The following is a 26,776-nucleotide window of genomic DNA, read 5'->3' on the forward strand; positions in this document are numbered from 1 at the left end:
TAATGCCTGATTAATATCCCAGCCAGATAATTGCATCATCAAAACTATCTCTCCATAATTTTTCATTATGGTGTCCACCTTTTACAATTACTTTTTTATTGAGGTGCAGGCAGGAACAGCGATTGGTATTTAGCAAAAGTTCTATACTGTTCAGGTCTTTGACTATGCTGTCATCATCACCTTCGGAATCGCCGCATAGAAAATAAATTTTAGCTTTTATTTTTTTGCTATTGGTGGTCAAATCATGTATTTCGGTTCTGTTAATCCAGAAGGCTGGAGAAAAAACGCCAGCTTTTCCAAAAACTTCAGGATATTTTATAACGGCATAATAGGAAGTTAGTCCACCTAAGGAGCTCCCTATAATCGCAGTATTTTTGGTATTTGGTTTTGTTCTGTATTTTTTATCGATTTCAGGCTTTAAGGTTTTAACGATAAATTCCAGATATTTATCGGTTTCACCACCACCATATTTAGCATTTTTGTACGGAGTAAGCTCGTCAATTCGTTTTTCTCCGCCATTTTCAATTCCTACCACAATTGCCTGGGTTTTCAGGCTGTCCAGTTTTTCATCGACATTCCATTCTCCAGCAAAAGAGGTTTTTTTGTCGAATAAATTCTGGGCATCATGCATGTATATTACAGGGTATTTTTTGGCAGATGTTTCATAGCCTATAGGCAAATAAAGCCATATTTTTCTAGTTGTTTTCAGTTGAGGCACTTCCATGGTAAAAGTTGAAACCTGCTTGGAAGCTGTACTTTCTTGTGCAGAAGCTGTTCCAAAAAAGAAAAGAAACTGAATCAGGATAAATATTTTCAAGATGAATTATTTTAGATTTAGAAAAAATGAATATTTTAGCTAAAAATACTAATTTGATGAATACGCAAGAAGAAAAAATGAAATTGTTGGCTGATATGATTGCATTCTCAGTTGTCGATGGCAGATTGCATGAAAGAGAATATCAGTTTGTCTGGATAGTGGCTCAGGAATTGGGTATTGGCAAGGACGAATTCAATGATTTATTTCATCAGGAATTGCCGCAAGGAATTATCAAATCGGAATTCGAGAGGATTCAGCAGTTTTACCGCCTGGCATTGTTAATGCATTGTGATGGTGTTTTGCATCCAAAGGAAGATGAATCTATCCGGCAGATTGCAATCAACATGGGATTGAATCCAAGTGCAACCAATCGTATTTTGAAATTAATGCAGAAATCACCAAATGCGATGATTACGCCAGAAGTGCTTTTAAGCCTTTTTCAAGAGCAGCTTAACTGATTTTTTCCTGTAGTTTCTTAATCTCATCACGGAATTTTGCCGCCTGCATGAAGTCTAGATCCTTTGCAGCTTTTTCCATTGCTTTTCTTTTTTCGCGAATCAGTTTTTCCAAATCTGGTTTTGACATATACGCAGTTTCGGGTTCTGCAGCAGCTGATAATGTGTGGCCTAATTCATATTCCACCAATTTGTTGTTGGTAAAAGCGCTTTCTATTTTTTTATTTAAAGCTTGTGGTACAATATTATTTTCTATGTTGAAATTAATTTGCTTGGTACGTCGATAAGAAGTTTCGTCAATTGTTTTCTGCATGCTGGCAGTAATTTTATCTGCATACATAATGGCTTTTCCATTCAGGTTTCTTGCAGCACGGCCAATAGTCTGGGTGAGTGATCTATGGCTTCTTAAAAAACCTTCTTTATCTGCATCTAAAATAGCTACTAATGAAACTTCGGGCAGATCTAGTCCTTCCCGCAATAAATTTACACCAATTAAAACATCAAAGATTCCTTTTCGCAAATCCTGCATGATTTCGATTCGCTCCAGAGTGTCTACATCCGAATGAATGTAACGGCATCTAATGCTTACCTTCGTTAAATATTTAGCCAATTCTTCTGCCATTCTTTTTGTCAAGGTGGTTACCAGAACACGTTCGTCCAATTCACAGCGCTGTTGGATTTCTTCTATCAAATCATCGATTTGGTTCAAACTTGGGCGAATTTCAATGATTGGATCTAATAATCCAGTTGGACGGATTACCTGTTCGACATATACACCATCCGATTTTTGTAATTCATAATCAGCCGGTGTTGCCGAAACATAAATAACCTGATTCTGCATCGCTTCGAATTCCTCAAATTTCAAAGGACGATTGTCCATCGCTGCAGGCAGACGGAAACCATATTCTACCAAATTTTCCTTACGGCTGCGATCACCTCCGTACATGGCGTGTACTTGTGAAACGGTTACGTGACTTTCGTCAACTATCATCAGATAATCTTGAGGAAAATAATCCAGCAGGCAAAAAGGACGAGTTCCAGGCTCCCTCCCATCGAGATAGCGGGAATAATTTTCAATTCCAGAGCAATACCCCAATTCCCGAATCATTTCCAAATCAAAATTGGTACGCTCTTCAAGACGTTTGGCTTCAAGATGTTTGCCTATTTCTTTGAAGTAATCAACTTGTTTAACCAGATCCTGCTGAATCTGCCAAATAGCATTTTGCAATACATCTGGTGAAGTTACAAACATGTTGGCTGGATAAATATTCAGCTTTTGATATCTCTCAATAACTTTGGAAGTTTTTACATCAAAGCTTTCTATTTCTTCGATTTCATCTCCAAAAAAGTGAATCCGGAAGCCATCATCGGCATAACTTGGGTATACTTCGACTGTATCTCCTTTTATACGAAAATTACCGGGTGTAAAATCAGCTTCGGTTCTGGAGTATAAGCTTTGCACTAAACTATGTAATAATCTGGTTCTCGAAATTACCTGATTACATTCAATTGCAATTACATTTTTTTGAAATTCAACAGGATTTCCAATACCATATAAACAGGAAACTGATGCCACGACCAATATATCCCGACGCCCAGAGAGCAGAGAAGAAGTGGTGCTTAAACGCATTTTTTCCAGCTCTTCATTGATTGATAAATCTTTTTCGATGAAAACTCCTGTAACAGGCATGAAAGCTTCTGGCTGGTAATAGTCGTAATACGATACAAAATATTCCACCGCATTATTTGGGAAAAACTGCTTAAACTCCGAATACAATTGCGCAGCTAATGTTTTATTGTGCGCCAGGACCAAAGTTGGTTTCTGTACTTCCTGAATGACATTAGCCACAGTAAATGTTTTTCCTGAGCCTGTAACTCCTAAAAGCGTTTGAAATTGTTCTCCAGCTTCGATTCCTTGAGACAATTTTTCGATGGCTTGCGGCTGATCGCCTTTTGGCTGGTAATCTGATACGACTTGAAAATTCATTTGCTTTTTTTCAAAGTTTAGAATTACAAAGTTACAAAGTTTATTACTAGGGATTAGATTGCAGGCATAAACTTAATTACTCAAACTTCCAATTTTCCTGCTGTTCTTCGGTTAAAAATGACCAGGCAACAAATCGGCTTGTCTTTTGGCCTTGAGCCATATCAATCGTTTTTATGACTGAGGGTTGAACTTTTGCCAATGTTTTATAAATACTTTTCAGGTTATCACTTTTAGAAACCAAAGTGGTAAACCATAAACATTGCATTGGGAATTTGGCACTTTCGTAAATCATTTGTTTTATGAATCCGAGTTCACCGCCATCACACCACAATTCGGCATTTTGGCCTCCGAAATTCAATACTGGTTTGTCAGTTTTGGGTTTGTCCGGATTTAAATTATTTACTTTTCGGGTGGCATTTTTTTGTGCTTCTTTGGCCGAATTATGAAAAGGAGGATTGCAGAGCACAAATGCAAACCGGTCTTCGGGAGTGATAATATTTTTGAAAATAAAACGTGATTCTGTTTGCTGTTGCAGACTGATGGCGTCTATTAATTTTGGGTTGGCCTCAATAATCGTACTGCAGTTTTCGATTGCTTTTGGGTCGATGTCGGTACCTACAAAGCTCCATCCATAAGTGGTATGGCCAATAATAGGATAAATGCAATTAGAGCCAACACCAATATCAAGCCCCATTATCTGTTCCCCTTCTGGAATTTGTCCTCTATTGGATAAGGCCAGCAAATCAGCGATGTAGTGAATATAATCAGCGCGTCCGGGAATTGGCGGGCAAAGATAATTTTTAGGAATGTTCCAGTTTTTAATACCGTAATCGGTTTGCAATAACGTCTGGTTGAGCGATTTTACGGCTTGAGGATTGCTAAAATCAATTGTTTGCTTCGCCTGTTCGCTATCGTTCGAGCCAATGTCATGCTGATTAACAAAAACAAATTTTCCTAATTCGGGATTATTTTGCGTCAATAGTTCAAAGTTATATCCAAATCGATGAAGATTTCTCGGATGTAAAGTTGTCTTTTCGGTATTTTTTATTGATTTCATTTTCTAAATTTCGGTGCAAAGATAGTTAAACCAATTTTGTTATCGGTATAACAGTCGTTTACAGTTGTTTTATAATGAAATCCCGTTGATAAAATGCTGAATAATGATTTTAAAAGTTTAAGAATTACGCAAAATTTTCTCCATCTTTCGGCCTTTAGCCAATTCATCTACTAACTTGTCCAGGTACCGCACCTGCCGTGTCAAAGTATTTTCGATTTCCTCAATGCGATAGCCACAGATCATGCCTGTAATGAGATGAGCATTGGGATTCAGAGCAGCTTGCTCAAAGAATCTTTCAAAAGTTACTCTTTCTTTTATAAGATCCTGCAGTTTAAAGTTATCAAAGCCTGTTAGCCATTCAATAACCTGATGCAATTCTTCCTTCGTCCTGCCTTTCTTTTCCACCTTTGCCAGATAAAGAGGATAGACAGATGAAAAAGTCATATTTGCTATACGCTGATTATGGGTCTCTGAATTGTTCATTGCTCTATAATTTTAAAAATAATCTTGACTGTCAATACGTTGTCGCTTTAAGAGTATTTACTGTTTCCAAATATAATAAGATTGAAAGTTAAAATAAAATATAGATTATTATGGAATATTTTCTAGCCGAATGTTCATTTCAAAATTTTTTCCATTGATATAGCTAATCAACTGCTAAAAGTAAAGATTTGATTATTAGATAACTCATTAAGGCAATAAAGCCAATAATTGAATGTTATATAAATAAGGCAAAATGTGTTTAATTTATTTAAAGATTGATGATATGAAGAAAATATTTTTTTTGATTTTAGCTGCAGGTTTATCTTTTCAGGGATATGCTCAAAGTGAATTTAAGGTTAAAAACAAAGCTATTCCTGAAAAAAAAATAGCTGTAAAGAAAGCTGATGCACCAGAAATAACTAAACCAAAAGCAGAACCGCCTGTTGCTGTGAAAAAACCAGACCCATTTGAAATTAATCCTGAGGGGCTTTTCAAAGATAAAAATCTGTATAAAGAGCCAAAGGATTCTGCGGGTATTTTTTATAGAAGAAATCAGTATTTAGGGAGTTTCAAAGCCAATACATTTACTTCCAGCATCCGATTCAGGGATGCAGCGTTTGTAGACGGTGATAAAATAAAAATTTATCTGAATGACAAAGTCATTGAGCCAGAAGTTGCCTTGGACGGAACATTTAAGGAATTCAAAATAAATTTAGTACCAGGGATTAACAAAATTGATTTTGAAGCCCTGAATGAGGGTTCAGCTTCGCCAAATACTGCCCAATTTGAGGTTTATGATGAAAAAGGAACAGCTATTACTAACCAGCCTTGGAATGTAGGAACTGGTTATAAAGCTACTCTAGTATTGATTAAAGAGTAAAAAGGATTATAAAACTAAAAAATCCCATCCGTTGTTACGAATGGGATTCCTATACTGTATAAACTGATTTATTTTTTCACAAACAAATCTTCTAAAACCTCCGATTCCGAACCATTTGGAGTGGTAATTTTCAACATTTTGGAAAGTGTTGGTGCAATCTCTGTTATGTATTCCTTTTTTACTGATTCACCTTTAGAAACATTCCATCCATAAAAAAGCAATGGAACATTAGTATCATAGTTGTTAGGAGTTCCGTGCGTAGTACCTGTTTCAATACTTTCTACATATCCTGTACCCTGAAGAACCACAAGGTCTCCATTTTGCTTAGGATCATATCCTTTAAAAATAAAATTCAAATAATAATCCTGACCGGTAGCTCCCAAAATTTCTTCTTGAGTGTAAACTCTTTTAACATGCACTTTAGTCATTAAAAATTCCTTGAAACTTTGCTTTACATTAGCCAGATCCAAGCCTTTTTCCTTTATTAATGCTTTGTTCAGATAAATATTGAAATTAGAATAACTCGATACTAAATTTGCTCCAAATGTATCTGTAGAAAATTTACTCAAATCATTATATGTTTCTTTCGAAGTCACATTGGTCACATCATATTTATGATCTTTCAAATAGATAGGGTTTTCGGCAACTGCATGATCTGCAGTGAGGAAAAGCAAATAATTCCCTTTACCTACAGCTGTATCCAAGTAATCCAGAAATGCAGCAATAGTAAGATCCAGACGTAAATAAGTATCCTGAACTTCCATAGATCTCGGACCAAAAGTATGCCCTACATAATCAGTTGATGAGAAACTTACTGCCAAGAAATCAGTACTGTTTCCTTTCCCTAATTGTTCCTTATCTATTGCTCTCATAGCCAATTCAGCCAAAAAATCATTTCCAAATGGAGTTGTCTTCAAGACTTCCATTCCAGATTCTTTGTATATTTTACTCAAATTATAAGGAAATACAGGAGGCATGCTTTTATCCAATCTTCCCTCATAATCATTATTATCAGCTATACTTTCATTATAGACAGTTACAGGCTTTAACAAACTCCAGCCTTTATCAATATACTTCATGTAATTCTTTTCACTATTGAATTGGGTAACCCAATCAGGTAATTTATCTCCATAAAAACTACTCGAAGTAAATGCTCCAGATTTAGTGCACCAAAAAGCCCAATCAGCAAAATGTCCCGCTGGCAAAATAGCTCCGCGATCCTTAATGCTCAGGCCAATTACTTTACCGCTAAAGTTTGTTGCCATTTTCAATTCATCGGTAATCGTAGTACTCAAAAGGTTTTTCGGAGACATTGCTCCTTCTTTTTCTGTACCTTCTACCAAAGTTTTCACACTAGCGTCATCTGTACAATACATATTTTTACCAGCCGATCGAATGTACCAATCATTGCCAATAATTCCATGGACTGCTGGAGTTGTACCCGTATAAATCGAAGCATGTCCAGGAGCCGTATAAGTTGGCATATAATTATAGTTCATGTTATGAAAGGTAAAGCCATTATTCATTAATCGCTTAAAACCCTTATCTGAGAAATCATCAGAATACCGATACAAATACTCCATTTTCATTTGATCGACAACAATACCAACGACCAATTTAGGACGCTGCTGTGCTTGACTTTGAACAGCAAAAACACAAACTAAAAGCAAAATAATTTTTCTCATAATAAATTTTAAATGGTAAACAAAAATACACTTTATCTCGGAAAAAAAGTCTATTAATAACAATTTACATAATAACTTAACCCAATATTAAACGAAACGTGCTGAATCATCAAAATCCTTTGGGCGTGACCACAATATAAAAAGGGGCTTTTCATAGAATTGTCTAGAAATGCCCCTTTTTATATTGCGGTCGGGCTATCCATGCTGCTTCGGCAGCTTATTTCTATCCCTCACGCTCACAGCAATTAACAAAACGATGTTTAAGCAGAAACCGTATATTACTCAAAATTGACAACATTATACACTAAAACCCGGTCATCATATTTGATATACAGCTGCTTTCTATTCTCCTGATTTTTTCGGGTGATAAATGAAAGCGTACAGTCTTCTCCATTATTATCTTTACAGACAAAAGGATAAATGAGATCCGTCTCGCTTTCCTCGGCATGAAGATATTCAACAATTTCAAACAGCTGAATGGCTTCAGAATAAATTACAATTCTATTTTTATTGGTATCTAAATTAATTAAAATATTAACCAATTTTAATTCGCTCCAATCTCCATATTTGCCATTTGCACCTTTAACAGCAACACTTAAGCCAGTGGTCTTGAATTTATACACTTGACTGAATCCTTGATTAAACCCTAAAAAAAGAAACAGCAATAAAAGGATTTTTTTTAACTTATTCATTATCTAAAAATTTGTAGAAAAGCAAATGTAAGACTTTTAAAAATTAAATAGAGCTACTTCCTGTTTAGCTTTCTCAAATTCAGCAATCATTGTTTCAACTATTTCTTTTACTGGAAGTATCTCTTTTATTAGCCCTGCAATTTGCCCAATTTCTAATTCACCTTCATCCAAATCTCCTTCAAACATTCCTTTTTTGGCTCTCGCTCTTCCTAGCAAAGCTGTTAATTCTTCTTTACTTGGACAGTTGGAATACAATTGTTCTACATCTTGATAAAATTTATTTTTAATCAAGCGGACAGGAGCCAGCTCCTTTAAGGTTAACTGAGTCCCACCCTCTCCCAAATCTATTATGGCCTGCTTAAAATTTTCATGCGACGAAGATTCGAATGAAGCTGCAAAACGGCTGCCTACTTGCACTCCATCGGCACCAAGAGCCATTGCTGCAAGCATTCCACGTCCTGTTGCAACACCTCCGGCAGCAATCAACGGAATAGATATCTTCTCTTTCACCATTGGGATCAAAGTTAATGTAGTAGTCTCTTCACGCCCATTATGCCCTCCAGCTTCAAAACCTTCAGCAACAACGGCATCAACACCGGCACTCTGAGCTTTTAAAGCAAAAACTGAACTGCTTACAACATGAACAACAGTTATTCCTTTTTCTTTCAAAAAAGAAGTCCATGTTTTGGGATTTCCTGCTGATGTAAAAACAATTTTAACCTCTTCATCAACAATAATTTTCATAATCTCATCAATATTCGGGTATAACAGCGGTACATTTACTCCAAAAGGTTCAGTGGTGGCTTTTTTACATTTCTGAATATGCTCTCTCAAAATCTCCGGGTACATCGAACCAGCACCAATAAGCCCCAAACCTCCTGCATTACTTACCGCACTTGCTAATTTATAACCACTAGCCCAAATCATCCCTCCTTGAATAATTGGATATTTAATATTGAAAAGCCCCGTAACTTTGTTCATATAAAAAGAAAATTATTGTTTGATTAGTTTTCCAGAAGATATATTTCCGTCCCGATTTATAGTATAAATATAAACTCCGGACTGCAATGATTTTAATGAAATCGAAGGTTGTTCTTTAGTGATTGCCAGTTCGAGTAATTTTTGGCCAAGTACAGAATAAACACTGAAAATTCCTGTATTAAAATTACCCGAAAAAGAAACAGCACTTAAATCACTGACTGGATTGGGATATAAAAAAACTGCTTTTTTAGAAGGATCATAAACTCCTAATCCGTCAGACAGAGCCAAACTGAAATCTGGAACTCCATAACCGTATTGATTATCGGGTGAAGTATATCTATCTGCCGAGTTTATAATCAAATTTCTAATTTCTTTATTCGTTTTATCTGGAAAAGCCTGCCACAGACACGCCACCATTCCAGCAGTGATTGGACTGGAAAAAGAAGTTCCATTAGCAGTAACAATAGCTCCTGTTTCATCAGATAAAACAACTGCTTCCCCTTGTGCCATAACATCAGGTTTTATTCTTCCATCGAAGGCTGAGCCAATGGAACTGAAAGCAGCTCTGCTTTTAACTGCATTTACAGCTCCTACAGTAAGAACAGAAATACCATCAGCTGGCGCACCTATATGAGGATCAGCACTTCCTCCTTCATTTCCTGCAGAAACAACAACGATTATTCCTCTCGAAAAAGCAATTTCGGCTCCTCTGGTAATAAATGCTGTTTTGCCATCCATCTGCGAATAAGTATGATTGTAAGCCGCTTTATCAAACTCAAAATACCCTAAAGATGTATTGATTATGTCTACACCCAGGCTATCTGCTTTCTCTGCTGCCTCCACCCAATAAGACTCCTCTACGGGGTTTTCACTTGAAGCATTTTCTGTCCTGAATAAATAATATGAAGCATCTGGAGCAGTTCCAATAAGCGAGTTTTCTTTATAACCTCCCATACTCGACAAAACCATAGTTCCATGGGAATCACCTGTATAAAAATCAGTGCTCCTGCCAACAAAATCATAGCCTCCTAAAATTTGATCATTATCTCTCAATCTCTGAAAAGGCTGAGCTGTATTGACCCCAGGAAATCCAGCATCCATAATTGCTATTATTTTTCCTGAACCAGTATAATTCTGCTGATGCAGATTGTCACCATTCAGCATCTGGATTTGGTTTGCGGAACTGCCATAAGCAAAATCTGCTTTGGTTTCCAAAACTTTACTAAACGATTTTACTTTATTTGCAGATACACTCCTTGATAGCGAATTTAGAGATTTATCCGCAAAATCAATCTTAGCAACAAATGCAAAAAATTTTAAGGAATTAATAGCCCCTTGTGTACCTGTAACATGCAAGGCATTAAGCCATTTAGACTTTGCCCTGACAGTAATACCAGAAACCGATTGTATTTGATTGATATAACTTATATCGATAGGAATGTCCTTAGAGTCTAAAGCAATGTTCTGTTTGATTCTCCTGTCGATAGCTTTTTGAGAAAGCATTAGTAAAGGATTATCAAAATATGATTGAGAATTATTTTTACTATTAAAATATACCCAAGCCTCTTCCTGTGCAATACCAGAAAAACATGAAAAAAACAAAATATAACATACAATTTTCTTCATGCTTATCCGCTGATTAAAAATTATTTTTTAAGAAATAACACCAGATCCAATTAATTCATCATTTAAATACCACGCAGCAAATTGCCCTTCTGTAATGGCGGATTGAGGTTCTTCGAATGAAATATACATTCCATTTTTAAACTGATGCAAGACCGCTTTCTGCAAAGGCTGTCTGTAGCGAATACGTGCCATTACTTCCATCGTTTGACCTTCAGCCAGTGCCAGATCCTTACGAATCCAATGTACCTCTGATTTATCAATAAACAAAGCCTTCTTGAATAAACCTGGATGTGTGCTGGATAACCCAGTATAGATTGTATTGGTTTCCACATCGGTAGCTATAACAAACAAAGGATCTGTTGTCCCTCCTACATTTAAACCTTTTCTTTGACCGACAGTAAAATAGTGAGCACCTTGATGTTTGCCCATTATTTTGCCCATTTTTGTCGTATATGGCAGTTTTTTAGAAGCAAGATATAATTCATTTTCCGTAGATAACTCATCATGAGAATTATTAGAGTACACAGGATCATTTTTATCAATCTGTATAATTATCCCTTCTTTAGGCTGTAATTTCTGCTGTAAAAATTCCGGCAGGCGCACTTTGCCAATAAAACATAACCCTTGAGAGTCTTTCTTTTCGGCAGTAACCAATTCCATTTCTGCAGCGATTTCCCGTACTTCGGGTTTGGTCAATTCACCGATTGGAAACAGTGCTTTTGACAATTGCTCTTGCGACAATTGACATAAAAAATAGGACTGATCCTTGTTGTTATCAACACCGGCAAGAAGCTGATATACTTTTTCTCCATTCACTTCCACTTCGCCTTTTCGGCAATAATGACCTGTAGCTACATAATCAGCACCAAGACTTAAGGCAATTTTCATGAAAACATCAAATTTTATTTCACGATTGCAAAGTACATCTGGATTTGGAGTCCTGCCTTTTTCATATTCATTGAACATGTAATCGACGATTTTTTCCTTATATTGTTCACTCAAATCCACCGTCTGGAAAGGTATTCCCAATTTTTCGGCTACAAGCAAAGCATCATTGCTATCTTCCAGCCAAGGACATTCATTCGAAATAGTCACCGAATCATCATGCCAATTTTTCATAAAAAGCCCTATTACCTCATATCCCTGCTGCTGCAGCAAATAAGCAGCAACACTTGAATCTACACCACCTGAAAGACCTACAACTACACGTTTCATATATTGAATACTATTAATTTCCAATCACAATTGGAACTAATTCACATTATTTAAAATTATGCTAACTAAAAATAATGTTTGTTTAATTTAAAAATCTGAACTTATAAAATTTAAGCTTTTGCAAAAGTACAAATATAACTCGAGCTATTTTTAATTGTAAATTGATGAAAACAATACGGCAATAATCTAAACTGATTATTTTGCTTTAACGTTATCTCTTTTTAATTGCGGTTTTTTAGGCTTGTTCATATTTTCCTCACTGGTCAGTTTTCCATTAACAAAAAACTGCCAGATTCCTACTTTCTTGCCATTCTTGAACATTCCTTTTGCCACTACAAGATCATTTGGATCTTTGTAAACGGCTTCGCCCTCATATTCACCGTTTTTAAAAAAACAGCTTTCCATAACAACACCGCTTTCTGAATATTTTTTATATGCACCTTCTTTAAGACCGTTTTTATAAAAAGTTTCATCAACAATTTTACCGCTAGGATAATAAACGGTTTTGGTTCCGTCAAGTTTTCCGCCTTTATAATTTTCTAAAGTCATTATAGATTTCGAAGCTTTATGATAATATTTCCATGGTCCTTCACGCAATTTATTAATTTCTTTGCCCTCACTTACTACATTTTTATTCTGATCATAAAAAACAGTGTAACATGAATTATCATTTGGATTGAATGTCCGTGTAGCTATGACAGATTTAGCTTTAGTATCATCAAAAAAATTAAACACACCCACTTCCTTTCCGTGTTCAAAAGTCCCCTCATATCTAGGCCTGCCAGAATCTTTATAAAAACCTTTCCAAACTCCATGTTTTTTTCCTTTGTCATCAACTGGATTGTTATCTGTTTGAGAAAACATAACCTGACAGCATAAAAAAACAACTAAAATTCTAAAAATAACTAACATATATTTCAAATTAAATTATCTAAACAATAATGATATTGCTTTTAAAATTCTCAATTACTATAAACTCTTTTTATCATATAAAAGTATAAAAAACAGCGGAATCCAATATTATTACTCTTTATTAAAAACAAAAAAGCTCCCATTTTATAAGGAGCTTTGGCAATATTTATTGAATATTATTTCTTTTTTGCTTTCTGAGCTTCAGCCTGCTCCATAGCTTCCTGCAAACGCTGCTGGAACTTACCTGGCTTTTTGGGCTCTTTCAATTTATTTTCCTGAATCTGAGCATGAATTTTATCTGAATCTACGATGTAATTTTTAATAACAAACATAATTCCGATTGTAATCAGATTCGAAATGAAGTTATACAGACTCAATCCAGCACCATAACTATTGAAGAAAATCAACATCATGATTGGCGAAATATAAATCATGTATTTCATCATTTTTGCCATATCTGGCATTCCTTCCTGCTGAGGCGCTGCCATCTGCTGATCGCCAGAAGTCATTTTCATATAAAAGAAAATTGCAATGGCTGCTAAAATTGGAAACAAGCTAATATGGTCGCCATATAAAGGAATATGGAACGGCAATTTATAAACAGAGTCAAATGAAGATAAATCATCTGCCCAAAGGAAACTTTTTTGTCTCAATTCAAAAGCTGATGGGAAAAACTGAAACGATGCATACATGAATGGAATCTGAATCAAAGCTGGTATACAGCCTGCCATAGGATTCACTCCTGCTTTACTGTACAGCTTCATAGTTTCCTGCTGTTTTTTCATTGGATCCTTTTTATACTTTTCGCCCAATTCAGTAATATCCGGTCTCAATACTTTCATCTTTGCCTGGGACAGGAATGACTTATAAGTAATAGGCGACATTGCTATTTTAATTATAATTGTAAAGATAATGATAGCAATACCATAAGAAATACCTCCACTTAAAAATCCGAATAATGGGATGAAAATAAATTTATTTATCCATCCAAAAATCCCCCAGCCTAATGGAACAATTTTTTCTAAATGCTTATCATAAGACTTTAGTGTCTCGTAATCAGTTGGGCCAAAATACCAGTTCATTTTATAATCCAGCTCGCCGTTATGAAAAGCTAATGGTACTGTCGCTTTAAGATCCTTTATAAAAATAGTATCTTTTGTTTCATCCAGAGCCAATTTATTAGATTTTAACTGCGCTTTTTCAAAAGGAGTATCCGTTATCAGAATAGACGTGAAAAAATGCTGTTTAAATGCAATATAATCTACTTTTTCAGGATTTTCTTCTTTGTCTTTTCCGTCATTTACATAATTATGCTTACCATCTTCGTATTGATAACGAACTTCGGTATATCGATTTTCATAAGCAATACTTTTTTCACTTCTATAGGATTTTAAAGTCCATTGCAGATCCATTGGCTTTGCCGTGTTCAAAACTTTACTAAGACCTTGGGAACGTACATCAAAGCCAACCATATAATTGTTTGGCTTCAAAATATATTTGTATTCCAAAAATTCATTAGCACCAGCTTTCAATTTCATCGAAAGCACTTGATCCGCACCTGATTTAGATAATGTAGGCTCAAAATACAAATCTTTTGTATTCAAAACTCTGCTGTCGCTAGTTTGCAATTGAAGATTCAAATTGGCATTATTGTTTTTTATCAAAGAAACCAATTGTCCGGAATTTTTTTCAAATTTTTGAAAATTTTTCAAGGTAGCTTCAACGATATAGCCTCCTTTGTTAGCAATCTTTAATAGTACATAATCATTCTGGATTGTTGTAATATCATTTTTAGCAGAAGGCAAGGTTGCCGAATAAGCAAATCCTCCTAATGTTTTTTGCAATTGAGCTAATTGTGTAGAATCTCCAGCAGTCACTGCAGCTGGAGCAGTAATTTCTTTGGCTGAAGCAGCCTTGGCCTGAGCTTCTTTTTCAACCAGTTCTTTTTTAGCCTTTTCTGCAGCAAGCTGTGCCTCTGAAGGTTTGTTCTGGTACATCATCCAAAAGAATATACCAACGATTAATAACATACCTATAATCGAGTTAAGGTCTAATTTTTTTTCTTCCATTTTATTTTTTGTTGTTTTTCGTCTTTCTAATTTAAATTTATTAGAAACTGATTGTGTTAGTCATCAATCCACATCCAATGTTACATTTTGACAATATCTTTTCTAAAAACCTAAATTATATATCCTACTTCTTTTTCCCTTTTACTGCTGCTGCAACAAAACTCACAAAAAGCGGGTGTGGATTTGCTACCGTACTTTTATATTCTGGATGATACTGGACCCCGATAAAGAAAGGATGATCTTCTAACTCCACAATCTCTACAAGGCCTGTATCAGGATTTACCCCAGAAGAAATTAACCCAGCATTTTGCAATTGGCCAACGTATTGACTATTATATTCATAACGATGACGGTGACGCTCCGATATTGAAGTTTTTCCGTAAATTTTATGAGCTAATGAGTCCGGTTTAATATCGCATTTCCAAGCTCCAAGACGCATGGTACCACCTTTGTCTGTGACATTTTTTTGATCTTCCATCAAATTCACCACAGGGTTTTTGGTTTTGTCATTCATCTCTGTAGAATTGGCATCTGCCAGCCCCAAAATAGTTCTGGAATATTCGATAATCGCCATCTGCATTCCTAAACAGATTCCAAAAAATGGCACCTTGTTTTCACGGGCATAACGGATAGTTTCTATTTTTCCTTCTATTCCTCTTTCACCAAAACCTGGAGCTACAAGAATAGCATCAAGATCTTGTAATTTTTCTGTTATATTTTCAGAATCAATAAATTCTGAATGTATTGAAATAACGTTTACTTTCGTTTCATTAGCGGCACCTGCGTGTATAAATGCTTCCAGAATCGATTTGTAGCAATCCTGCATTTCGACATATTTTCCGATCAAACCGATGTTTACGGTATGCTTAGGCAATTTCAATCTGCGCAAGAAAGTATTCCAATGTTTTAAATCCGGAGCTGCTTTTTTAGGCAAATCTAATTTTTTCAAAGCAACAATATCCAGTCCTTCTTGCAGCATTAAATTAGGCACTTCATAAATAGTAGATGCATCAATAGATTGAATAACAGCTTCTCTTTTAACATTACAGAATAATGCCAGTTTATTACGGATTTCATCTGAAATTTCATGCTCTGTCCTGCAAACCAAGATATCGGCCTTGATACCGCTTTCCATCAAAGTTTTGACAGAATGCTGTGTCGGCTTAGTTTTTAATTCGCCCGCTGCTGCCAAATATGGCACTAAAGTCAAATGAATTACGATAGCATTATTTTCACCTAAATCCCAAACCAATTGACGAACTGACTCAATATAAGGCAATGATTCAATATCTCCGACAGTACCTCCAATCTCAGTAATAATAATATCGTAATCACCAGAATTACCCAGCAATTGCATTCTATCCTTAATTTCATTGGTGATATGAGGTACAACCTGAACTGTTTTCCCTAGAAATTCTCCTCGGCGTTCTTTTTCTATTACCGAAAGATAAATTCTTCCAGTAGTTACATTGTTGGCTTGAGAAGTCGGTACATTGAGGAAACGTTCGTAGTGACCTAAATCCAAATCTGTTTCGGCACCATCATCTGTTACATAGCATTCGCCATGTTCGTAGGGATTCAGGGTTCCTGGATCAACATTTAAATAGGGATCAAATTTTTGAATAGTTGTCCTATATCCTCTTGCCTGTAACAATTTTGCTAAAGATGCCGCTATAATTCCTTTTCCTAAAGAAGAAGTCACACCACCAGTAACAAAAATATATTTCGTTTGATTCATTCTAGTTGTTGTTTGTATTGCAGTTGTGTAAAAAACGTGGCAAAAGTACAAATTTAATTGGAATACTAGAGCGTTAGATTATTAGATTTTTAGACTAAAAGGATTATTAGCTAATTAGCAAGTAACTTGGTTTTAACTATCAAAATTTCAATAAATTAACATTCCAATTAAGGTTTTGGGTACTTCTTTTTTATATTCCGAATCAGTTCTTCGAGTCCGTTGAGTTTTAATTCGTGAACTAATTTCAATTGTTCACCCAGTTCTCCTTTTGGAAAACCTTTATTGCTGTACCACACAATATAATATTCAGGAATATCGATAAGAAACCAGCCCTCGTATTTACCGAAAGGCATTTTTGTATGTGCTAGTTTAATAAGCTGTTTTTGGTTTTCGTCCATTTTTAAACGTAAAAAGAAGCACAAATACAGCGCTTCTTTCATTGAAAATTATTATTGTATCCTTTTTATTTCCAGATAAAACTAACATCTTTTTTAATCTCAGTATTCAAACTCAGGAAAACCGGACAGGTCATTGCAGCTCTTTCCAGAATTGTTTTGTCTTTTTGCTCCGAAACACCCTGCATTTCAAAAATAATTTCGATGGCACCAATACGTCTTGGTTCGGCGTTCATGATTTTGGTAACAGCCGCTGTAGAACCTTTAAAATCAATATTCAGATCCCTTGCTTTGATTCCCATAATCGTCATCATGCAGGTCGCCAAAGCATTGGCAACTGAATCAGTTGGAGAGAAAGCTTCTCCTTTTCCATTATTATCCACTGGAGCATCAGAAAGTACTTCTGTTCCTGATTGTATGTGTATTGAGGAAGTTCTTAAATCTCCTAAATAAGTTACTTTTGAAGTCATTTTTTTTAATTGTTGGTTGATGGTTTTGGTTTGTCAGTTAACAGAAAACAAAAAATAATCTCTGCAAACCGAACTGCAATCTGCACTTGCTTTCTATTTCGCTTCTTTTACTGTCAAATCCGTGTCGTAATAGAGAATGTAAACTCCTTTATTGACATAACCGCCTTCTTCTTTTTTATGATATTCGAATTTGTTTTCAACTTGTTCGGTTATCATTGTTTCTGCAGTTTCCTGATAGGTTTTGTCCTGAGCCAGACGCATCATCGTATCAAAAGTGATATCGAAACCACGGATTGCAAAAGTACTCGGGTTGACTTTATTCTTTTTTCGATAACTCTGCATGAAGATCTGAGCCTCAGGAGAATTGTTCTCGCGGGTTGCCGAAGGATACATCAAATGCAGTTTGGTTAAATTTTCAAAACTTATTTCATCGGTATCCAAAGTTTCATTTGGCTCAAGAATCACCAGCTGTACTTGATAACCAGCCATTACACTGACCATTGCATTTATTGTATATTTAATCATTCCGGTATTGGCAGTTTCGAGAATAACATAATTCATTCTGTCTTTTACCAGCTGGCTTTTGAAACCTTCTACATTTAAACCTCCGGTTGGCGTTAATGGCGCAATTTTCACTTCTTTTTGATTCTCTAAAATGTATTTTCTGATGGTTTCTCTTTTCTTGTCAATCACAGCTATTGTATTGCCTTGCTTTGCTTTTAAAAAATCGAACATTGCCGTTTTCAAATCAGTAGCTGGAACAATTGACTGATATAGATTTGGTGTTGGATTTCCTGCATCTTTTGACAGTGGCGAAATAACCGGCACATTGCTTTGACCTAGCAGATTGGCCATTTTTTCTACATTAGTCTGATAAAATGGCCCAACAACAGCATCGGCACTGGCCAAATCATTATTACTGTAAATCGCAGCCACGTTTGAAGTCGTTTTTGCTTCGTTCGAATCAAAAATCTTCACATCCAGATTAACACCTAACTGCTTTGCTGAATCTATTGCTACCAAAGCTCCTGCATAAAAATCCAAAGTCATATTCAGAAATTTATCATTATTCAAGCGGCTGACATTGGCACTGATGGTATCACCATTTTTGGCAATATTGAAAGGCAATAACAACGCCAAAGTCTTTTTGTCATTACTGTTTTTCTTGGTCAAGGCAACTTTTTGCTTTATAGTATTAGACGCAATCTGATTTGATTTTGATGGCACTTTCAAAACCATTCCGTCTTGAACACCAGCTGATAAGTTAGGATTTAAATCAATTAACTGCTGCTGGGTCAAGCCAAATTGTTTGGACAAGCTATAAAAAGTTTCTTTGGCTTTTACTGTGTAATCAATATAACTTACAGGTTCAGCTGCTGTTACTGATTTTACAGCTGTTGGCTTTACAGGCACAGCTTTCGTTTCTGCAGTGGTTTTCACAACTGCTTTTGGTCTGGTTCCTTTTATCAACAGCTCATATCCTACGGTCAGATTTGGTATAATTTCAGGATTCTTCTGTTCCAATTCGGCTACAGTTATATTATAAAGCTTGGCAATAGAATACTTGGTTTCCTTTGCCAGAACCGTATGATAAACAACTGCTGTTTTAGTCACTGTACTGGTTTTTGGAGCATTTTTAAGAGGAATAGTCAAAACCTGGCCTACTTGCAAGCCTAGTTTTTCAAGGTCTGGATTTGCTTTTTTCAAATCAGCGTCGGTTACATCGTATTTTTTTTCGATACTGAATAACGTTTCTTTTGCCAATACCAAATGCGTTTTTAGCTGCTGTTTAACCATAGGAGCTGCTGTCTTTGTTTCAGCAGCTGCCATCTTTCCTTTACTTTTTGGAATCAGCAGAACACTATTGGGTTTCAATTCTTTTTGAGCATCGGGATTGAGTTTATAAATATCGTAAGGAGTAACATTAAATTTTTGAGCAATTTGATTTACTGTTTCCCCCTTGCCAACGATATATTTATCAATCTTTTCTTGCGCCAAAACTGAAGTCAGCGAAAAAAACATCGTGAAAATTGTTACAAAAAAATAGTTCATATTAATAAGGTCAAGTTATAATTTTAGTAAAAATACAGTCTTTATAACAGATATTTTCTCTACAGATTGTTAATTTATTCTTTTATTGAGTTACTCAGAAACTACATTTGCTATAAACATTTTTTCAAAAAGCGGTTTACCCTGTTTTTGAATACATTCGTATTGCGCTTCCTCTTGTGTTGTTACTATTTTTGAATACACATAATAGGAAATCACATTTATATTATAGAAGAAATTGCTTTCCAAAGCGCCAGCATCTGATAATTTCTTGATAAAAATATCTCTTTCCTTCGCATCTTTATAACTGCCTAGAACTATATAATACCCAGTTTTTAAATCTTTCACACCTTCAACTTTCTCAATTTTGATAGTTTTGACTTTAGCTGGCTGTTTTGCCAATTCTTTTTTTATCTGTTCCAGAGACAAAGGTTTTGAAACTGCAGCTGGTTTAGTTTTTGCTTGAGCTTCTGAAGCCTTATTTTGATAGCTCTGATTTTTTAGTTTAGCTAGATTATCATCAAATGCTCTAGCCTGCTTGCTGTAAAAATCGGCTTTATTTATATGTAATCTAAGTTCAGATTTACTTTCATTATTAAGCGAATCCAGTTTTGTAATCAGCTTGATATTATTTAGATCACGAACACGCTGCTGCATTTCCATCGTTTTTAACTCAGCTGGAGTTAATTTTACTGTTTTTGGTTCTGCTGGCTGTGATTTACTGTTTTCTCTGATGCTTTTTTTGTAAGCCTGATTTTCTTCAACAGCAATGCGCTCTGCTTTGTCCATCAGATTTGTATATACTTTTCTATTATCAGCCAGCTGTTTTTTTAGCTGCTGTGACAATTCATTTGTTTTCTGGATATTTTCATTTGATATTTTTTGCAAGCGGACTGATTCATCAAGGTCTACCAGTTCTGTCTTTTTTAGTGCCGTCAAATCTTTACTCATCGTATTAACCAACGAGTCCAGTTTTACCAAAAGAATTTCCTGTATATTTTTATTAGCTTCTAAAACAAATTTCAATTTTTCAGCAGAACTTTCCTTTGTATTATCAATTTCCTTCAAATCTATCAAAAGACCATTAACCTTAACTACTCTTTGATTGATTTCCTGCTGCAGTTCTAGTTTATCTTTTAGGCTGTTAATTTCTTTTTCCTTCGCTTTAGATTTCTCAACCACCACTTGCTTTTCTGCCAAAGCAAGCATCAGTTCTTCATTTTCATTGGAAGGTTTCACTTCCTTAACGTTAATTGCCAACTTATTTCCTTCAGTCAAACCATTAACAATTTCGGGATTTTGAGATTCCAATTGCTGCACGGTAATCCCAAATTGCTTAGCAATCGAATATTTAGTTTCTTTTGGTTTTACCACATAAAAAACAGTTTCGGCATTGATAACTCTCACTCTCCCGTCAAGTGTTTTCTTTTTATTTGGAATGGTAATTTCCTGTCCAATCTGCAGTCCATTTTTCAAAAGAGCGGTATTCGCCTTATCTAAATCTTCAACCGATACATTATAAAGCCGTGCAATGCTGAACAATGATTCTTTTGGCTGCACTAAATGGGTATTTTTGGACGAAACTGTTCCTGATTTTAATTCTTGCGGTATAATCAGCTCCTGACCGACCTGCAATCCATTAGTCAAAACTGCCGGGTTTGTATTTTGAATAGCTTCTACCGTAACATTATACTTAGATGCCAGACCAAACAATGTTTCCTTTGGAGCAACTGTATGAGTAATTTGATTTTGTGGAAGTAATTCTGGAATCGAAAGGACTTGATTTTCTGAAATTCCATTCTGGGCTTCTGGATTTAACTTGTAAATTTCAGAAGGTGTAGTTTTGTAATTTTGAGCGATCTGGGGGATTGTTTCGCCTTTTAATACTGTATGCTTAGTTGCTGATTGCTGTCCAAAAGAGACATTTGATACAAAAGCAACAAACAATAAAAATCTTGAAAATTCTTTCATAAATAAGTAGGTTTAAACAATTAAGTCGTTACAAATGTAACGACTTAATGTTAAAAAAATTACTATTCCCACTCAATTGTTGCAGGCGGTTTTGAACTAATATCATAAACGACACGATTCACACCTTTTACTTTATTGATAATATCATTGGAAACTTTCATTAAGAATTCATATGGCAAATGTACCCAGTCTGCAGTCATTCCGTCTGTAGATTCTACCGCACGAAGAGCAACTACTTTTTCATAAGTACGCTCATCGCCCATTACACCTACACTGTTTACAGGAAGCAAAATAGCACCAGCCTGCCATACTTTATCATACAGACCCCAAGATTTTAATCCGTCGATAAACACTTTATCAACATCTTGTAAAATTTGTACTTTTTCTAATGTGATATCTCCTAAAATACGAATAGATAATCCTGGTCCTGGGAAAGGATGTCTTCCTAATAATTCTGGATCAATTCCTAAAGTTGCTCCTACTCTGCGGACCTCATCTTTGAAAAGCATACGCAAAGGCTCAACAATCTTCAGTTTCATATAATCAGGCAGACCGCCTACATTATGGTGCGATTTGATAGTTGCCGATGGCCCTTTTACCGAAACCGATTCGATTACATCAGGATATATCGTTCCTTGGGCTAACCAGGTAACATCTTCAATTTTGTGTGACTCATCATCGAAAACTTCGATAAAAGCATTACCAATTGCTTTTCTTTTTAATTCAGGATCTGTAACTCCTGCCAAGGCATCATAAAAACGCTGTGAAGCATCTACTCCTTTCACGTTCAGCCCCATTCCTTCGTATTGATTTAAAACACTTTCGAATTCATTTTTACGAAGCAGTCCATTATTAACAAAAATACAATACAGGTTTTTCCCTATAGCTTTGTTCAATAAAACGGCAGCTACTGTTGAATCTACACCTCCTGAAAGTCCAAGAACAACTTTGTCGTCTCCGATTTTCTCTTTCATTTCCGCTACGATTTCTTCAACAAAAGCATTTGGAGTGAAGTTTTGAGGAACTTCAGCAATTTTCACCAGGAAATTTTCTAACATTTTTGATCCGTCAGTAGAGTGAAAAACCTCTGGATGGTACTGAATAGCATAAGTAGTTTCCCCTTCAATTTTGTAAGCAGCAAATTCCACATCGTGAGTACTCGCCAATTTTACTCCATTAACCGGCAGGGCTTTAATACTGTCACTGTGGCTCATCCATACCTGGCTGTTTTCTGAAACGCCATCGAAGAAAGTTTCTCCTTCTTTAATATAAGACAAATTCGCCCTTCCGTATTCTCTTGTATTAGAAGCAGCAACTTCTCCACCACTGAAATGGGCTAGATATTGTGCTCCGTAACAAACGGCAAGCATAGGAAGCTTACCTCTGATTTGTGATAAATCTGGATGTGGTGCATCTTCTCCTCTAACAGAAAAAGGGCTTCCTCCAAGAATTACGGCTTTATAACTTGATAAATCATCTGGAAAATGATTGAAAGGAAAAATTTCGCAGAATATATTTAATTCGCGAACTCTACGCGCAATAAGCTGTGTGTATTGCGATCCGAAATCTAAAATAAGTACGTTGTGTTGCATGCGCAAAAGTATAGTTATTTGTAATTTATTGATTTTTAAACATTTAAAATTAACTTCTTTTAAAGTGGGATAAAAAGTGGGAAACTTTATTATCTACTTTTTTTATTTTAAACGTTGCAAAGGTAGTAAAAAAGAACAGAAGAGTAGTTAAAGTCAATCGTTTTAAAATATTGAACCAATACCTAAGAAATGTATATACATGCTAATACAATTAATCATACCTGTCCGCAATTTCACTTACTAATGAATTTACTACCCCTATAAAAAATCCATCTTAAAAAAAACTATTCCAAATTCTTGAATATATAATAAATGGATTGAAACAATTTGTTTTAATTCTAAGAAAAAAAGAGATTATATTATGAAAAAGAAAACACACTTACACACCAACTTTATCAAGTTTATTGTTGAGAAATACAACAAAGAAATTCAAGAACTCCCAGACGAAGAGACAATAGAACCAAAAGAAAATATATCTGATGAATTTGATAAAATCATAAATAGTGATGATGAGGTTCAAGATGAAAAAGATGAAGACCAAGACGATGAGAATATTGATGACCTCATAAAAGAGTATAGATCTTTAGAAAAAAAATATTGGAGAATAAAAAATGATAAAATTTATAAAAGACGATAAAATACTATATGACATAGAAACCATCAAACAAATTCTAAGAGTTCCACGTTCCAAAGTTCAAAGGGAAATAAAAAAACAACAAACCGAAATTGTTAAATACAAGAATTTGTATTTATATCCTGAAACAACATTGTTTAAATTAATGGAAATCATCCTTATTGAAAAATTAAATAAGACAAATGACAGACTGGAATAAAATCAAAAAATGCCAGGCCAATATTAAAATCAATAATGATAAATTACTTATTGAGAAAGACTTTAAAAAAAAGGAGAAATTAAGATTGAAAAATAGGATACTAGAATTACAGGTTAAAATTTTAAAACTTGATTAAAATCTAATGAATTCAAGAGAATGGATTCACTTATTATTTATATTTGTTTCAAAGAGTATAACTTTCTTTCATCTGACAGAAAGTTATTTTTTTGATAACTTTAAAGTCAAATTAAATGCAAAGTCAAGTTTTTGAAGAAGAGGAACAAATGGAAACGATGGAAGTTTTTGAAATTGAACTTTCAGAAATTAAACCTCATCCAACATCATTATCAATTTATGAATATAAAAAGAACAGTAAAGATATAAAGGTTCTTGCTAAAACCATTGAAGCGGTAGGACAGTTAGAACCTATTGTAATAAATGAAGAAAACTTCATCATATCAGGTAATAGAAGATATAGAGCATTTATGTTTCTTGGTAAAAAGTATATAAAAGCAATACGAACAGATACCACCAAAAATGAAGGTGATAAAATTGTTTTCCATAATCAACAAAGAAAAAAAACTACTGGTGAAATAATAAGAGAGGCCGAAAGTATTCTAGGAACTCTTGGAGTTAATCAAGGAAAAAGAAAGGATTTAATTGGAGATAAGCCAAATAGTTATGGAACGGTTGGTAAGGATAGATTTGATATTGCGGCCAAAGTAATTGGTGATATATCAGCATCAAGCTTGCGCCGTATTATGGATGTCGTTGCCTTTGAAAAAGAAACTGAGGAAAATAAAAATATTGGGCTTTTAGAAAAGGTTATAAAAGGTGACCTAACAGCTAATCGAGCTCATACTATGATGAAAACTATCATAGATGATAGAAAAGTTCAAGAAAAATTACAAAAACAATCTTTAAGACCTATTGCAAATGATGATTATAGTATTTACAATAAATCATCTGAAAAAATGGATGAGGTAAAAAGTAATTCTGTCCAAGTTGTATTTACCAGTCCCCCTTATTTTAATTTAAGATATTACGGCAATAGTACTGAGGATACAAATGAATTGGGACACGAATCAACACCTCAACAATTCGTTAAAAATCTAGCCAAACATTTTAAAGATGTCAAAAGAGTATTGAAAAAAGAGGGTTCATTCTTTTTAAATATTGGTGAAACATATAGTAAAGGTGAGAATCTCCTAATTCCGACACGATTACTTTTAGAAATGTGTGATAAAGAAGGTTGGTTTATTGTGAATGAAATTATTTGGAGAAAAACCAATCCAATCCCTCTACCAAACAGCAAAAGATTACAACCAACTTATGAGAAGGTATTTCATCTAGTAAAAGATATTGATAACTACACCTATAATGAGTTTTCAATTAAAACAGACGAAGAAATCAAGATCGTTACATCCCCAGCAGGTAGAAAAACTACTTCTTCTGAAAAAACTGAATCGGGATATACCCTAGCTAGAGGGGTTCAAAAGTTCAAAGATTTTATTGAAGAACATCAAATTGGAGATGTTATTACGGGGCCAAATGCCGCTAATCGTCAAGTTGAATTACAAAGAATAGACCCAACTAAAGATCATCCTGCATTGATGCCGGAGTATTTACCCTTACTTCCCATACTAACAACTTCTAATATTGGAGATATTGTTTTAGACCCATTTTCGGGATCAGCAACAACGGGTAAAACGGCATTACTATTGGGAAGAAAGTATATTGGGTACGAATTAAATAAAGATAATTATGATTTAAGTTTAGTAGTTCTTAACGAGGTAGTAAGTGAGATTAAAAAAAAGGAAAAATAAAAATCAGATTGAGAAAAAACTATTAACTTAATTAAAACTTCATTATCACAAAAGATTTTACAAAATAAGTTATCTGTTAGATTTAGGGTATTTTGATATTAAAACGATTTTATTATATCTTGGTGAAAAGATGTCATATTGATAATCAATAATTGTATAATCTAAATCATATTGATTTTTAATATGTTCAAATCGAACTAGAAAATGTTCGTTTAATTCACTCCTATCAAGTTTAAATTTATTAGTAGGTTGTTCAAAAGATGAAGTGAAAGAATTAAATTTTAACGTATTTATATATTCAAATTTCAAAATAATTTCTATTTCTTTCGATTTATGTATAACTTCAACAACAAAATTTTTAATATCATCCTCCAATGTAAGAAAGTACAACACAAAAGATTCTTCTAATTTTTTATGTAAACCATTATATTGTACATATTTAATATTATTGAATGATTTAATTGAAGTGGTCACCCTATAATCATAATTAAAATCATTCCTAATCCTTCTATCACTATATATTTTTTTACCAAAATATTCTAAACAACTATTGAAGTTTTCTATAATTAAAAAATAACAACCATAAACTTCTTTTATACAATCGTAACTATTAAAAACAGGAACGATTGTATCATAATTATCATTATTTATACCTAAAATACGTCCTATTTTAAATATTCCTCTTCTATTATTATGGTATGAAAAATAATCACTTTTACTTAATCCTACAAAAATTTTCATATAAACAACCATTTATTAAAAAAAAATTAATTTAATGTAAATCTATATAAATTAGTCAAATCCATATAAGTAAGAGTGATTTTTTTAAGTAGGTTTTAACCTCTTCTTTTGTGAAAAGTTCTTTTTTATAATTACGTTTCTTGAATACATAAAACAATAAAGGTTGTAAATAAGAAGTGTGAGTTAAACTTCTAGTAAGATTATGAAATATTTAAAAAGGATGAGTGGACATGCTAACTTAGCGAGCACAAAAAGTTAAGAATAAATCTTACTTTTAACTTATGAAACAAGTGCGCAAAATT

Annotated in this window: 23 protein-coding genes; 5 read left to right on the plus strand and 18 right to left on the minus strand. The window is 34.4% G+C overall.

Annotated features, from left to right (window positions below):
* Window positions 1-10: 10 nt before the first annotated feature.
* Entirely contained in the window at window positions 11-820 is an 810-nt protein-coding gene (locus tag ABEG11_RS16715) for an alpha/beta hydrolase (RefSeq protein ID WP_348825344.1), read from the minus strand.
* A 53-nt stretch (window positions 821-873) separates the two neighbouring features.
* Here ABEG11_RS16715 and ABEG11_RS16720 point away from each other — a divergent pair, with 53 nt between their 5' ends.
* Window positions 874-1,275, plus strand: coding sequence for a TerB family tellurite resistance protein (locus ABEG11_RS16720; protein WP_348825323.1), 402 nt, complete (start codon window positions 874-876; stop codon window positions 1,273-1,275).
* Here ABEG11_RS16720 and uvrB read toward each other — a convergent pair.
* The 3 genes from uvrB to ABEG11_RS16735 form a co-directional block, all read right to left on the minus strand.
* Window positions 1,268-3,259, minus strand: coding sequence for an excinuclease ABC subunit UvrB (gene uvrB / locus ABEG11_RS16725; protein ID WP_348825324.1), 1,992 nt, complete (start codon window positions 3,257-3,259; stop codon window positions 1,268-1,270). The two genes, ABEG11_RS16720 and uvrB, sit on opposite strands and share 8 nt — an antisense overlap.
* 76 nt (window positions 3,260-3,335) lie before the next feature.
* Window positions 3,336-4,316, minus strand: coding sequence for a 23S rRNA (adenine(1618)-N(6))-methyltransferase RlmF (rlmF, locus tag ABEG11_RS16730; protein ID WP_348825325.1), 981 nt, complete (start codon window positions 4,314-4,316; stop codon window positions 3,336-3,338).
* A 117-nt stretch (window positions 4,317-4,433) separates the two neighbouring features.
* Window positions 4,434-4,799, minus strand: coding sequence for a DUF2200 domain-containing protein (locus tag ABEG11_RS16735; protein WP_348825326.1), 366 nt, complete (start codon window positions 4,797-4,799; stop codon window positions 4,434-4,436).
* Between the two features lie 283 nt (window positions 4,800-5,082).
* On the opposite strand from ABEG11_RS16735, the gene ABEG11_RS16740 reads away from it, so the two are divergent.
* Window positions 5,083-5,679, plus strand: a complete 597-nt coding sequence (locus ABEG11_RS16740; protein WP_348825327.1) for a hypothetical protein — start codon at window positions 5,083-5,085, stop codon at window positions 5,677-5,679.
* A 68-nt stretch (window positions 5,680-5,747) separates the two neighbouring features.
* On the opposite strand, the gene pafA is transcribed toward ABEG11_RS16740, so the two are convergent.
* From pafA to guaA, 13 genes are all read right to left on the minus strand, one after another.
* Window positions 5,748-7,364 carry an alkaline phosphatase PafA gene (gene pafA / locus ABEG11_RS16745; RefSeq protein WP_348825328.1) on the minus strand — a complete coding sequence of 539 codons (1,617 nt, stop codon included), beginning with the start codon at window positions 7,362-7,364 and terminating at the stop codon, window positions 5,748-5,750.
* A gap of 278 nt (window positions 7,365-7,642) precedes the next feature.
* A complete protein-coding gene (locus ABEG11_RS16750; protein WP_348825329.1) occupies window positions 7,643-8,056 on the minus strand; it encodes a hypothetical protein in 414 nt (137 codons plus the stop codon).
* A 36-nt stretch (window positions 8,057-8,092) separates the two neighbouring features.
* Window positions 8,093-9,037: an NAD(P)H-dependent flavin oxidoreductase gene (locus tag ABEG11_RS16755; RefSeq protein WP_348825330.1), complete on the minus strand. Its 945-nt coding sequence runs from the start codon at window positions 9,035-9,037 to the stop codon at window positions 8,093-8,095.
* 12 nt (window positions 9,038-9,049) lie between these two features.
* Window positions 9,050-10,663, minus strand: coding sequence for a S8 family serine peptidase (locus ABEG11_RS16760; protein WP_348825331.1), 1,614 nt, complete (start codon window positions 10,661-10,663; stop codon window positions 9,050-9,052).
* A gap of 27 nt (window positions 10,664-10,690) precedes the next feature.
* Window positions 10,691-11,878 (minus strand): tRNA 2-thiouridine(34) synthase MnmA, encoded by a 1,188-nt coding sequence (gene mnmA / locus ABEG11_RS16765; protein ID WP_348825332.1) that lies wholly within the window; start codon window positions 11,876-11,878, stop codon window positions 10,691-10,693.
* A 195-nt stretch (window positions 11,879-12,073) separates the two neighbouring features.
* Window positions 12,074-12,790 (minus strand): toxin-antitoxin system YwqK family antitoxin, encoded by a 717-nt coding sequence (locus tag ABEG11_RS16770; protein WP_348825333.1) that lies wholly within the window; start codon window positions 12,788-12,790, stop codon window positions 12,074-12,076.
* A 176-nt stretch (window positions 12,791-12,966) separates the two neighbouring features.
* On the minus strand, window positions 12,967-14,859 hold the full coding sequence (gene yidC, locus ABEG11_RS16775) for a membrane protein insertase YidC (protein ID WP_348825334.1): 1,893 nt from the start codon (window positions 14,857-14,859) through the stop codon (window positions 12,967-12,969).
* Window positions 14,860-14,983: 124 nt separating this feature from the next.
* Window positions 14,984-16,597, minus strand: coding sequence for a CTP synthase (gene pyrG, locus ABEG11_RS16780; RefSeq protein WP_348825335.1), 1,614 nt, complete (start codon window positions 16,595-16,597; stop codon window positions 14,984-14,986).
* Between the two features lie 167 nt (window positions 16,598-16,764).
* Complete coding sequence (locus ABEG11_RS16785) at window positions 16,765-16,995, minus strand: DUF3820 family protein (protein ID WP_194639588.1); 231 nt, start codon at window positions 16,993-16,995, stop codon at window positions 16,765-16,767.
* Between the two features lie 65 nt (window positions 16,996-17,060).
* Window positions 17,061-17,462 (minus strand): OsmC family protein, encoded by a 402-nt coding sequence (locus ABEG11_RS16790; protein WP_348825336.1) that lies wholly within the window; start codon window positions 17,460-17,462, stop codon window positions 17,061-17,063.
* 93 nt (window positions 17,463-17,555) lie between these two features.
* On the minus strand, window positions 17,556-19,514 hold the full coding sequence (locus ABEG11_RS16795; protein WP_348825337.1) for a LysM peptidoglycan-binding domain-containing protein: 1,959 nt from the start codon (window positions 19,512-19,514) through the stop codon (window positions 17,556-17,558).
* 90 nt (window positions 19,515-19,604) lie between these two features.
* Complete coding sequence (locus tag ABEG11_RS16800; RefSeq protein WP_348825338.1) at window positions 19,605-21,482, minus strand: lytic transglycosylase; 1,878 nt, start codon at window positions 21,480-21,482, stop codon at window positions 19,605-19,607.
* Between the two features lie 62 nt (window positions 21,483-21,544).
* On the minus strand, window positions 21,545-23,074 hold the full coding sequence (gene guaA, locus ABEG11_RS16805) for a glutamine-hydrolyzing GMP synthase (protein ID WP_348825339.1): 1,530 nt from the start codon (window positions 23,072-23,074) through the stop codon (window positions 21,545-21,547).
* A 361-nt stretch (window positions 23,075-23,435) separates the two neighbouring features.
* On the opposite strand from guaA, the gene ABEG11_RS16810 reads away from it, so the two are divergent.
* The 3 genes from ABEG11_RS16810 (at window position 23,436) to ABEG11_RS16820 (ending at window position 25,733) form a co-directional block, all read left to right on the plus strand.
* Window positions 23,436-23,711, plus strand: coding sequence for a hypothetical protein (locus ABEG11_RS16810; protein ID WP_348825340.1), 276 nt, complete (start codon window positions 23,436-23,438; stop codon window positions 23,709-23,711).
* Complete coding sequence (locus ABEG11_RS16815; RefSeq protein WP_348825341.1) at window positions 23,686-23,907, plus strand: hypothetical protein; 222 nt, start codon at window positions 23,686-23,688, stop codon at window positions 23,905-23,907. Before ABEG11_RS16810 ends, ABEG11_RS16815 begins: the two co-directional genes overlap by 26 nt.
* Window positions 23,908-24,158: 251 nt before the next feature.
* Window positions 24,159-25,733, plus strand: a complete 1,575-nt coding sequence (locus tag ABEG11_RS16820) for a DNA methyltransferase (protein WP_348825342.1) — start codon at window positions 24,159-24,161, stop codon at window positions 25,731-25,733.
* A gap of 69 nt (window positions 25,734-25,802) precedes the next feature.
* On the opposite strand, the gene ABEG11_RS16825 is transcribed toward ABEG11_RS16820, so the two are convergent.
* A complete protein-coding gene (locus ABEG11_RS16825; protein ID WP_348825343.1) occupies window positions 25,803-26,474 on the minus strand; it encodes a hypothetical protein in 672 nt (223 codons plus the stop codon).
* Window positions 26,475-26,776 lie beyond the last annotated feature (302 nt).

The organism is Flavobacterium aestuarii (assembly GCF_040049115.1).
In the GTDB taxonomy this organism is placed as follows: Bacteria; Bacteroidota; Bacteroidia; order Flavobacteriales; family Flavobacteriaceae; genus Flavobacterium; species Flavobacterium aestuarii.